Origin of the sequence: Ruegeria lacuscaerulensis (assembly GCF_013034745.1) — a bacterium.
GTDB classification, from domain to species: Bacteria; Pseudomonadota; Alphaproteobacteria; order Rhodobacterales; family Rhodobacteraceae; genus Ruegeria; species Ruegeria lacuscaerulensis_B.
This window is the reverse complement of record NZ_WQGP01000013.1, coordinates 43,320-54,965: the sequence shown is the minus strand read 5'-3', so window position 1 is coordinate 54,965 and position 11,646 is coordinate 43,320. Positions and strand designations below refer to the sequence as shown.

10 protein-coding genes are annotated in these 11,646 nt (G+C 55.8%); 3 read left to right on the top strand and 7 right to left on the bottom strand.

Features of this window, described 5'->3' with window-relative positions; genetic code table 11:
• Positions 1 to 48: 48 nt before the first annotated feature.
• Positions 49 to 906, bottom strand: coding sequence for an amino acid ABC transporter substrate-binding protein (locus GOV79_RS20700; protein WP_170791581.1), 858 nt, complete (start codon positions 904 to 906; stop codon positions 49 to 51).
• 841 nt (positions 907 to 1,747) lie between these two features.
• Here GOV79_RS20700 and GOV79_RS20695 point away from each other — a divergent pair.
• The 3 genes from GOV79_RS20695 to GOV79_RS20685 all read left to right on the top strand — a co-directional run bounded on the left by GOV79_RS20695 (position 1,748) and on the right by GOV79_RS20685 (position 6,186).
• Complete coding sequence (locus GOV79_RS20695) at positions 1,748 to 2,845, top strand: efflux RND transporter periplasmic adaptor subunit (protein WP_170791580.1); 1,098 nt, start codon at positions 1,748 to 1,750, stop codon at positions 2,843 to 2,845.
• Entirely contained in the window at positions 2,845 to 5,937 is a 3,093-nt protein-coding gene (locus tag GOV79_RS20690) for an efflux RND transporter permease subunit (RefSeq protein WP_170791579.1), read from the top strand. The genes GOV79_RS20695 and GOV79_RS20690 overlap by 1 nt, the downstream gene beginning before the upstream one ends.
• A gap of 78 nt (positions 5,938 to 6,015) precedes the next feature.
• Entirely contained in the window at positions 6,016 to 6,186 is a 171-nt protein-coding gene (locus tag GOV79_RS20685; RefSeq protein ID WP_170425586.1) for a hypothetical protein, read from the top strand.
• Positions 6,187 to 6,327: 141 nt separating this feature from the next.
• Here the strand turns inward: GOV79_RS20685 and dxs are convergent, their stop codons facing one another.
• The 6 genes from dxs to GOV79_RS20655 all read right to left on the bottom strand — a co-directional run bounded on the left by dxs (position 6,328) and on the right by GOV79_RS20655 (position 11,583).
• Entirely contained in the window at positions 6,328 to 8,256 is a 1,929-nt protein-coding gene (gene dxs, locus GOV79_RS20680) for a 1-deoxy-D-xylulose-5-phosphate synthase (protein ID WP_170791578.1), read from the bottom strand.
• Between the two features lie 16 nt (positions 8,257 to 8,272).
• Positions 8,273 to 9,139: a polyprenyl synthetase family protein gene (locus tag GOV79_RS20675; RefSeq protein WP_170791577.1), complete on the bottom strand. Its 867-nt coding sequence runs from the start codon at positions 9,137 to 9,139 to the stop codon at positions 8,273 to 8,275.
• Positions 9,140 to 9,382 (bottom strand): exodeoxyribonuclease VII small subunit, encoded by a 243-nt coding sequence (locus GOV79_RS20670; protein ID WP_170791576.1) that lies wholly within the window; start codon positions 9,380 to 9,382, stop codon positions 9,140 to 9,142.
• Entirely contained in the window at positions 9,379 to 10,305 is a 927-nt protein-coding gene (locus GOV79_RS20665; protein WP_170791575.1) for a histone deacetylase family protein, read from the bottom strand. Before GOV79_RS20665 ends, GOV79_RS20670 begins: the two co-directional genes overlap by 4 nt.
• 67 nt (positions 10,306 to 10,372) lie before the next feature.
• Complete coding sequence (locus GOV79_RS20660; protein WP_170770751.1) at positions 10,373 to 11,074, bottom strand: response regulator; 702 nt, start codon at positions 11,072 to 11,074, stop codon at positions 10,373 to 10,375.
• Positions 11,071 to 11,583, bottom strand: coding sequence for a MarR family winged helix-turn-helix transcriptional regulator (locus tag GOV79_RS20655; RefSeq protein WP_170770752.1), 513 nt, complete (start codon positions 11,581 to 11,583; stop codon positions 11,071 to 11,073). Before GOV79_RS20655 ends, GOV79_RS20660 begins: the two co-directional genes overlap by 4 nt.
• Positions 11,584 to 11,646 lie beyond the last annotated feature (63 nt).

Sequence of the window (11,646 nt, the reverse complement as noted above, 5' to 3'; positions counted from 1 at the left end):
TTACAAAAGGATATTTACACTTAGCAAAACTGTTTCATGCAATGCGTCTCAAGGATTGGTAGGGGCGATAACATAAAGAGCCTTCAATGCTTCGCTGGGCTCGATCCCTGGCAAAGCAATGCGAAAAATCTCTTCCATTGTGCCTTGAGCGTACATCTCTGACAAAATGCGATCTATTAGCAATCGAAAATCATAGTCTCCTTTCGGTATCGCCAATCCTTGCTTTTCTATGGTTAGTATTTCTTGGGACAACTTGAATTTGCCCTTTAGTCCGGCAGCAATGTAGTTGACCAACAAAATCGACTGATCCGCAAAATACGCATCGATTTCGCCGTCTCTTAGCGCCTTGATACCGTCTGGGTGTGAACCGAACCGCACCATATTTGCTTCGATACCCTCCGCTTCAAAGGAATTGAGAACGGATGCTTCTGTTGTCGTGCTGCTTCTCATACCAATCTTCTTCCCCGCCAGCGCACTCATAGTGCCCTCGGCTTCGATTGGTAATAATATGGACGTGCCATCGACATATATTGGAAGCGAGAAATCAACAGCTTCGCGACGGGAAAGTGTTATGGTCGCAGCCCCACAGAGCATATCTATTTCTCCCGAGGCAACTTTGTCGAAACGATCCTTGGAGTCGACCGGAATGAACTGGACGTTCAATTCATTCAATTCCAGTTTCTTCGCAAGACGCTGTGCGACCTGATCGCAAATTAAGGGTGACAAGCCAAACGGCCGACCTTGGTCGTTGACGTAAGATAGTGGCGCAGCATCTATTCGAAAACCAAAGCGGATTTCGTTATTTTTTGTTATCCGTTCGATTGTCTGAGCAACCGCTCCGGTTGTGAATAGAACCATCACAATAAGTACAGAAAGCAAGCGCATGGGTTTTATTTCTTTAATCATTGTCCGTCCCACAGGAGTACAAGGCATCTCATGTCGAGAATAATACACATTGAAGCTCAAAAAAGTCAGATTATTAACGACAAGAGTTTCTGGGCGAGGGAAGAAAACCGCATCTTGGCACCGTAAGTAGCTGACTCAGTTTAGACTAGGGCATAGATTATTGGGCTGGGCTTAAGTTCGATTGTCCAGTATGGAATACATCTATTGGATGTCGCGGCATCAAACTAACACCGAACTGACTTTTTTCATGACAAAAAGTTAAAACATTCCGCTTTGGGCTCAGTGCAGCAAACAGTCACCGTATGGCACTCTATGCGTTTTGTGTGACTTACCGAATTGGGTTCAGCTGATACCATCGCTGCCGCGTTTCTGAAGGTTAGGCCCGAGTAAATAGGGCTCAAAGCGGTTATTCGCTTCCCTCGGCATGAGCGGCTGCTTTGCGGACAAAGCTGCCATTAGCTAATAAGCAGCAATGGCAACGGTTCGCGAAAGGGGGACATTTCAGCTCCACACGTAGGTCCGGACGACGGCCTGGACTTTAATCAATCACAGATTGCCCTCCGCACGTTTACCTTTTAACGCAGTTACACTAACTCGAAACACGGCCTTCTGTGCCACCGATATGACAAACGGCAGCGTCGAGGCGACATCGTACTGATAAATTGTCTTGTCAGTTTGCCAAAGTGTACTCGGGTTTCTCTCCGCCACCACTAAACAGATTCGTATTTTTGACTTTGTTTGGTAAGCGCGTACAATTGTGCCAGCTTTAGGCGCAAAATCCGCAAGTTAGGCCACCTTCACAGCGACGAAGTGAGGAACGCGGGCGGCACGGGAGGGGGATATGAAGAGAACTTTTGGTTGGCTATTTGCCTTCGTGTTGCTTACCGGCTGCTGGGAGAAGGAAGAAGATGCGACCCAAACACTTATTCGACCTGTCAGAGCCATCGAGATTTCCGACCTCTCCAGTTTGCATGACCGATATTTTGTCGGAACAGCCAGGGCTGCGCGCGAAGTCTCTTTGGCCTTTCGCGTACCGGGCAATGTTGTTGGCGTCGATGTTCAGGTTGGGGACCTTGTAACGAAGGGCGCCATTATGGCAGCCTTGGATCCAGCTCCATACCAGGCTGAAGTAGACCGGCTTACCGCCGAACTAGCAAGCGCACAGGCAACGTTTGAGAACGCCAAGTTGCAAACAGATCGGCAACGATCGCTGGTCGAAAAGGACGTTGCTGCTCAGGCTACACTCGACCGATTTATCGCTGGCGAGACATCCGCTCAGGCGGCCATCAATTCTGTTCAAGGCGCTCTGGACAGAGCCACTCTGGATTTAACCTATACGAGTTTGGCGGCACCGTTCGATGGTCGTGTTGTCGGCAAATACATTGAAGATTTCGAAGAAGTCGCCGCTCAGACTCCGGTGCTGCGCATTTTGGATGCAGAACGCATCGAAGTGGTGATTGATATCCCCGAACGATACATCGCCCTGATCCCCCACATTGAAGACATCACCGTTACTTTTGACGCACTGGGGGATGTGGTTCTACCGGCGGAAATTAGCGAGATTGGATCAGAGGCTTCGGCGACGACCCGAACCTTCCCCGTCACTTTGATTATGGATCAACCGGAAGACGCACTTGTTCTTCCGGGTATGGCTGGGCGCGTCCGTGGCCAGCCAAAGGAGGGGCACGAACCATTTGATGCGATCATGGTTCCTGCCAGCGCGGTTTTCGTGCCTGAAGGGGAAACAGATCCGCATGTCTGGGTATTCGATGCCGGCTCAGAAACCGTAACGGCAAGGAAGGTTTCGCTTGGCACGCCCCGGTCGCAAGGGGTGGCCGTTAGTGAAGGTCTGGAATTTGGTGATGTGGTCGTCACTGCCGGAGCGAACTCTTTGCGAGAAGGCCAAAAGGTTTCACGACTTTCCGAGGATACAGAGTAATGGGTCTCGCGGCGTTCTCAATCCGCAACGCCAAATTCGTTTGGTTCACGGTTGTCATGCTCACGTTGGGCGGCATTTCGGCTTTCTTTAGTCTGGGGCAGCTAGAAGACCCCGAGTTCACTATCAAGACTGCGGTTGTGACCACCCTCTATCCTGGCGCCAGCCCTGAAGAAGTTGAGCAGGAGGTCACAGAACGGATCGAGCTGAAACTTCAGGAAATAAAGGAGATTGATTACATCTCGAGCGAAAGCAAGGCGGGTGTGTCGACGATTAAAGTCGAAATTCGCCCGAACTATTGGTCGGACCAGCTGCCACAAATCTGGGACACACTACGTCGGAAAGTCAGAGACGTGGAAACAGACCTGCCCCCTGGCGCGGGTCGTCCTGCCATCAACGATGATTTCGGTGATGTCTTCGGTCTACTGCTGGCGATGACGTCCGATGGGTTCTCCGCTCAGGAGCTTGATGGGTATGCCGAAGATTTCAAGCGAGAGCTCTCGTTAATCGACGGTGTCGGCCGCGTCGATCTTTGGGGCGAACGCGACAGGGTGATTTATCTGGAAACACGGGAAGAAGCCTTGGCCGCATTGGGAGTCTCGGCTCAGACAATTCTCAACACGTTACAGACCCAGAATGCGATCGTGGATGCAGGGCGGGTAAACGTCGGTGACTACCGCATGCGCATTGCGCCCAGCGGAACTTTCACAAGCCCAACTGACATCGCAGATCTAGTCGTCCGACCGAGTGGTCTGGATCAGGCTCAAAGCGGTCAACGTCGTGGGCCAGAGTTGCTAAGGCTGGGCGACATCGTTGAGGTTAAAGAAGGCTACATTGACCCACCGATAACTATGATGCGCTATAATGGCCTTTCATCTATTGGGTTGGCCATATCCTTCCAGTCTGGGGTCAACGTTGTCAGTGTTGGTGAGGCGGTAGATGCGAGAGTATCAGAACTGATCGCAAGCCTGCCGATGGGCATCGAGGTTGAACGGGTTCATTGGCAATCCGATGACGTAAACCTTGCGGTCAGCAGTTTTCTGGTGAGCCTTGCCCAAGCCGTCGCAATTGTCTTGGTCGTTTTAACTTTGGCGATGGGTGTTCGGATGGGGATCATCATCGGCAGCGGGCTGATTCTAACAATCCTTGCCACCTTCATACCCTTGGCAGCACTGGGCATAGATCTTCAGCGCATGTCCTTGGGTGCATTGATCATTGCGCTCGGCATGATGGTAGACAACTCGATCGTCGTAGCGGACGGCGCGATGGTACGGATGTCGCAAGGAATGGACCGAGCAAAGGCTGCGATTGAAGCCGCAACGCGTCCTGCCATGTCGTTGCTTGGGGCCACGTTTGTCGCGGTCATGGCTTTCTACCCGATCTTTGCATCTGTCGAGAGCGCAGGGGAGTACTGCCGAACACTCTTCTCAGTTGTCGGGATCGCGCTGCTGGTCAGTTGGTTGCTGTCGATGACGGTTACGCCACTGCAATGCGTTGCCATGCTACCGGAGCCAAAAGGTGGAGCAAGCGAGACCTTTGACACCGGTTTCTATGCGATTTACCGCCGCTTTCTGGCTGCGGCGATCCGCGTGCGTTATCTGACGATCGGGGTGGCTTTGGGTGCTTTGGTCATTGCCGGGGTTGGTTTTGGCTCTGTCACACAGCTGTTCTTCCCGACCTCGTCGATGACCAAATACATGATCGACTATTACGCTCCCGAGGGAACTCGGATTGAAGCCGTGTCAGAAGCGATCTCACGGATCGAAGAAAAGGTTGAAATGGACGATCGTGTGACCGGCATCGCCAGCTTTATCGGAGCTGGCCCGCCCCGTTTCTACCTGCCAGTCGACCCCGAGGGAACCAACCCGTCCTACGCGCAAGTCATTGTTAATGTCGAGGATTACCGCGACATTCCCGAGATGACCAAAGAGATATCGCTTTGGATATCAGCCAACATGCCCGAGGCGACCTCTTTCACACGTCAATTCGGTGTGGGACCCAGCAACACCTGGGCATTCGAGAACCGCATCATCGGCCCATCGGATGCTGATCCTGAGACTCTGCGCGAAATTGGTGACAGAGCAGTTGCGATACTGGATCAGCATCAATGGACGAAAGTGGCGCGCACCGATTGGCGCAACCGTGTCCTGAAAACTGTCCCAGACTATGACCAGGACCGAGCACGGTGGACCGGTATCACGTATGAAGATCTTGGAAACACGACAAAACGAGCATTTGACGGGCGTTCGGTCGGCCTCTACCGCGAAGGTGACGAGTTGCTGCCAATCATCGTTCGGCCTGGCGCAGAAGATGTGGCAGCCGTCGACAACTTTGAACTGTTGCAACTTCAGTCACCGTTTTCTGTTGAGCCTGTCCCATTGGCACAGGTTGTACGCGGCGTGAATATTCAGCCCGAAGATCCAACGATCAATCGTCGCGACCGGCGCCGTGTTCTGACTGTGCAAGCCAATCCAATCGATAGCGTAACTCTGCCAAGTTATCGCGCCGCAGTTCTTGCCGAATTCGAAGCTCTGGAGGCTGACTTGCCACCGGGCTACAGCATGGAATGGGGTGGAGAGCACGAGGACACAGTGTCTGCACAAGCGTCTTTGATTCCGGGTATGATCCCCGCGTTTTCGATCATGGCACTGATTGTCGTTGGGCTATTTAACTCATACCGCAGACCGTTGGTCATTTTCCTGACAGTACCTTTTGTGCTGATAGGTATTGTTCCGAGCCTGCTCCTTACAAACACACCGTTTGGATTCGTTGCATTGCTCGGGGGCATGAGCCTGGCGGGCATGATGATCAAAAACGCAATCGTTCTGATCGATCAGATCAACGATAACTTGGCCGAAGGTCAGCCGGGCTACGACGCCGTTTTGAATGCCGGAGCCTCAAGACTGCGCCCTGTCGTACTGGCCGCCGCCACTACAGTTTTGGGTGTGATACCGCTACTGCCAGACGTGTTTTGGGTGGGTCTTGCTGTAACGATCATGGGCGGTTTGACGGTGGGTACGATGCTCACAATGATCCTGGTACCGGTCTTGTTCGCCACGCTGAGCGGCATTCGACAGTCACCGAAAGCCGTTTGACGTCATCTATAGCGGTCTTTGGATCGTTTTTTTCGAGCATGTACTTGTTGAGTGTAAACAACTCATTTGGGGGTAAAGATGGACAATACAGTACTCTACTTTCTGGTCGGCATCTTCGTGGTTGGCCTAGTCTCACTGGGATATTTTGCCAAAGGTAGCGGAGCACTGCTTGTGATCGTGATATTGGTTGGTGTGTTGTTAGCGATGATCGCATTTTTTGGGGGTTACTTTGGCGAGACACCGAAGTGAGCTTGTAGTGGCATCATTGAAGACGCCTCGCGAGTTACAGGAAACGCCAGTTGATCCGAGAAGGAGGCTCATTGGATTTGACGCTTGGTGACTACTTTGTTCAGTGCCATCTATAGGCACCATTTTCTGCGAAAACAGAGATCAGGCGCGCTTTTCGCCGATTGTGGCCACGCCCAGAACCGACAGTACTTTGGCCTCGATCTGCTCGGCATTCATACCAGCTACCGCGTACATATCCGCCGGGCTGGCCTGATCGATGAAGATGTCAGGCAGCACCATCGAACGGTATTTTAGACCCGCATCAAACACGCCTTCATCCGCCAACAATTGCGCCACGTGGCTGCCAAAGCCGCCAATCGCCCCTTCTTCAATGGTGATCAGCGCCTCGTGATTGGCGGCCAGATCCAGAATCAGGTCGCGGTCCAGCGGTTTGGCAAAACGCGCATCGGCGATCGTCGGCGTGATGCCCTTGGCGGTAAGCGCCTCGGCGGCTTTTTGAACTTCGGCCAGACGTGTGCCGAAGGACAGCAGCGCAACCCGTGCGCCGGTTTGGATGATGCGACCTTTGCCAATTTCCAGAACTTCGCCGCGTTCGGGCAGGTCCACACCTACACCTTCACCCCGCGGATAGCGGAAGGCGATGGGGCCTGCGTCATGCGCAGCGGCGGTGGCGACCATGTGCATCAGCTCGGCCTCATCGGCGGCGGCCATCACCACCATGCCCGGCAGGTTGGACAGATAAGCGATGTCGAACGAGCCCGCATGCGTCGCGCCATCGGCCCCCACAAGCCCCGCGCGGTCGATGGCGAACCGGACCGGCAGGCGTTGAATGGCCACGTCATGCACAACCTGATCATAACCGCGCTGCAGGAAAGTCGAATACATCGCGCAGAACGGCTTCATCCCGCCCGCAGCCAGCGCGGCGGCAAAGGTCACGCCGTGTTGTTCAGCAATCGCCACGTCGAAACAGCGTGAAGGGTAGCGTTCTGCAAACAGGTTCAACCCAGTGCCATCTGGCATCGCCGCAGTCACAGCCACGATCTTGTCGTCACGCCCCGCTTCCGCCACCAGCGTCTTGCCAAAGACCGAAGTATAGGAGGGCGCGTTCGACGGTGCCTTGTGTTGTTTGCCGGTCACCACGTCGAATTTCGCGGTGGCATGGCCCTTGTCGCGGGCTTGCTCGGCGGGGGCATAGCCCTTGCCCTTTTTGGTCAGGACGTGGATCAGGATCGGCCCGGTCGCCCGCGCCTTGACCGTGCGCAACACCGGCAGCAACTGGTCCATGTCATGCCCGTCGATGGGGCCGATATAGGAAAAGCCCAGTTCTTCGAAAAACGTGCCGCCCATGGCCATGCCCTTGAGCATCTCTTTGGCGCGTTTCGCCCCTTCGCGGAAGGGTTCCGGCAGAAGGGACACCGCGCCTTTGGCGGCGGCTTTCAGATCGTGGAACGGGGCTTCGGTATAAATCCGCGACAGATAGCTGGACAGCGCACCAACCGGGGGCGCAATGCTCATCTCATTATCGTTCAGGATTACGATCAGGCGTTTTTTCAGGTGGCCCGCATTGTTCATCGCCTCGAACGCCATGCCTGCGGACATCGACCCATCGCCGATCACAGCAATCGCATCGCCCAACCCTTCGGGTGTGACACCGCCCAAATCGCGCGCGACGGAAAACCCAAGCGCAGCACTGATCGAGGTACTGGAATGTGCAGCCCCGAACGGGTCATAGGGGCTTTCGCTGCGCTTTGTGAACCCGCTCAGCCCGTCTTTCATGCGCAGTGTGCGGATCCGGTCGCGCCGTTCGGTCAGGATTTTATGAGGATAGCACTGGTGCCCCACATCCCAGATGATCTTGTCGCGCGGGGTGTCAAAGACGGCGTGCAGCGCGGTGGTCAGCTCGACGACACCCAAACCTGCGCCCAAATGCCCGCCGGTGACGGAAACGGCCGAGATGGTCTCAGCCCGCAATTCATCCGCGACCTGCCGCAGCTGCGAATCCGTGAACTGCTTGAGGTCCGCAGGGCGGCTCACGAGGTCCAGCAGGGGCGTATTCGGGCGGTCAGACATATGGCGCGTTCCTGGCTTAGCTGTCCCGGGCAATAACGAAGCGTGCGGCGTCCTTCAAGGTTTCAGCAGCAGTTCCATAGCCATCCAGCGCAGCGCAGGCCTGATCCACCAACTCTGCTGCGCGGGTTTTTGCGGCGTCTAGTCCCAGCAGCGAGACAAAGGTGGCCTTGCCCGCCTTTGCATCCTTTTGCAGGCGCTTTCCAGCCTTTTCGGCATCGCCCTCAACATCCAAGATGTCATCCGCGATCTGAAAGGCAAGGCCCAGCGCGCGGGCATATTGGCGCAGCGGGTCCGCATCCGCCTGCGCCAACCGCGCGCCCGCACAGGCCGACCATTCGATCAAAGCCCCGGTTTTGCCCGCCTGCAACCGCGTGATCTGTTCCAGCGCCAGCGGAGCCTCCGCCGTTTCGGCCGCGATGTCCAGCGCCTGCCCCAGCACCATACCTTGCGCACCGCTTGCTCTCGCCAGCGTTAGGGTCAAATCAGCGCGAATTGCGGCCTCGCCAACCTGCGCGTTCCCGCAAAGCTCAAACGCCAGCGTCTGCAACGCGTCTCCGGCCAGAACGGCCGTACCCTCATCCCATTTCACATGAACCGTGGGCCGCCCCCGGCGCAGATCATCATCATCCATGCAAGGCAGATCATCATGGACCAGCGAATACGCGTGCAGCGCTTCGATAGCCGTCGCGGGCCAAATGGCTCGTTCAGTCTCAACACCATGCAACCGCGCACTTTCCAATACCAAAAATCCGCGCAGCCTTTTGCCGCCTTTGGTGGCATAGGCCATCGCCTGGGTCACATCCAGATTGTCCAGCGCCCCCAGAACCTTATCAAAATGGTTCTGAATAAGCGCGGCATCCTGCGCCAGTCTGTCTCGAAACATTTACTGACCTTCGACAGGCGTAGTCCCGGTCGGCTGACCTTCGGCATCCAGCGTGATCGCAGCCACTTTTTCCTCGGCCCGCTTCAACTCATCCTCACAGCGCTTTTTCAACGCCGACCCGCGTTCGTACAGAGCAATGGATTGGTCCAATGCAACATCTCCACGCTCAAGCTGACCAACCACGGTCTCCAGCTCTTTCATGGCCTGTTCGAATGTCATCTGGTCAACGGGTGTCTCGGTCATTGGGCTGCCTTCATCAATTCTTCCACATGGGCACGGGTGGCCTCGGCCAAGGCTTTCAGATCATACCCGCCCTCCAGAGTCGAGACGATACGACCCTCACACACCTCTGCCGCGATCTGGCACAGCTCTGACGTGAGCCAGGCAAAATCCCCGGTGGACCAGTTCAATTCGGCCAGCGGATCATCCTGATGCGCATCGAACCCGGCCGAAATAATGATCAGCTCCGGCTCAAAGGCACGCAGACGCGGGAAGGCCAACCGTTCATAGGCTGCACGCATCTCGGCCCCACCCGTACCAGGTGCCAGAGGGATATTCAGTACAGTGTCATAAGCACCGGTTTCATCGGGGCGTCCAGATCCCGGCCACAAGGGCATCTGCTGGCTGGTAATGACCAACGCGCGCTTTTCGTCCCACAGCAGATCCTGCGTGCCATTGCCGTGATGCACGTCGAAATCCACAACGGCCACGCGGCTCAGCCCGTGGTGATCCAGCGCGTGTTTCGCCGCCAGCGCCGCATTACCGAACAAGCAAAATCCCATGGCGGTGTCCGTCTCGGCATGATGCCCCGGAGGCCGCACCGCGCAAAACGCATTCGGCGCCTCACCGCCCAGCACCAAATCCACGGCCCGAACAGCCGCCCCCGCCGCGCGATACCCCGCGCTCACCGACCCCGGCGACATGAACGTATCGCCGTCGATCTGCCGAAACCCTTCCACAGGTACGCTGCGCCGAATGTCTTCAATATAGCTGTCCGGGTGAATACGCCGCAGATCATCATCTGCTGCCAAAGGCGCAGTCTTGCGATCCAAATCCAGCGGCTCCAAGGCATGCAGAATATGTTCCAACCGCGCGACCCGCTCAGGGTGGCCGTCCGGCGTCACATGTCCAAGACAATCTGCATGAGTCAAAAGCGCAGTCTTCATCAGGATCCCATCTTCATCTGGCTAAAAATATCCTCGCCGAAGGCAAAAAGTCGCCGCGCAGCGGCCCTTAGTCCGGGGCCAACATGTACCCTGCACCGCGCACAGTTTGCAAATACCGCGGCTGCTTGGGGTCCTGTTCGATCTTGCGCCGCAAACGGGTGATCTGCACGTCCACCGCGCGCTCCTGCGCCTGACCTTTGTCGCGGCCCAAATCTTCAACCAGCTTCGACCGGCTGATCGGCTCACCCGGTTGGGCCGAGAAAATCTTCATCAACTGACTTTCCGTAGCCGTCAGACGCACAGGTTCTTCGCCCTGCCACATCTCGCCCTTCTCAACATCATAGCGGATGGGTCCGAGGTTCAGGATCTTGCTAACCGTCTCTTGCGCAGGTGTCTCGGGCATCCGACGCAGGATCGCGTTGATCCGTAGCAACAATTCCTTGGGTTCGAACGGCTTGGCCAAATAGTCATCGGCCCCAGCCTCAAGCCCCGCGATCCGATGCTCGGTCTCGCCGCGCGCGGTAAGCAACAGGATTGGCGTCGAATGGGTTTCGCGCAGCGCCTTCGTTAAGCTGACACCATCCTCGCCCGGCATCATCACATCCAGCACGATCATGTCGAAATCCAACCCCGACAACACCCGCCGCGCATGGGCTGCATCACGGGCCGACGTCACCAGAAACCCGTTCCGCATCAGAAACTTCTTGAGCAGATCCCGAATACGTTCGTCATCGTCAACGATCAGCAGATGCGCGTCCATATCGCTCATGAGGTGGTATCCCGCAATTTCCTGTATGCATGACGCATATCAGCATCCATCATCGCTTCAAGCACTTTACGAAACCCTGACACGGCCTCGGGGCCCGCTTCCTTGTACGCCGCCCGCATCCGAACGCGCTGCGCCTCGGACAAGGTGGTCTCCAATTCTCGGCCCCTCTCTGTCAGAAATAGGTGCCTTTCACGTTTGTCCACGGTTCCCACCCGACTTTCGACCAACCCGTCGTCAATCAAGGTTCGCAGCACCCGGTTCAGAGACTGTTTCGTCACGCCCAATATGGCCAGCAGATTGTTCACCGTCGTTCCCGGAGCCCGGTTGATGAAGTGAATGGCCCGGTGATGAGCGCGACCATAAGCCAGTTCGGACAGAATGCGATCAGGGTCCGCTGTAAACCCGCGATACGCGAAAAACATCGCCTCAATCCCTTGCCGCAACTGCTCATCCGTCAGAAACAGCAGGCTTTCTCCGCCAAAGACCTGGGCGGGACGGGTGTCGGACATCTTGTGCCTCATTCGTTACTTGGGTCGAGTTTATGTCAGCGTTATTGACATTCCAAGGGCAGA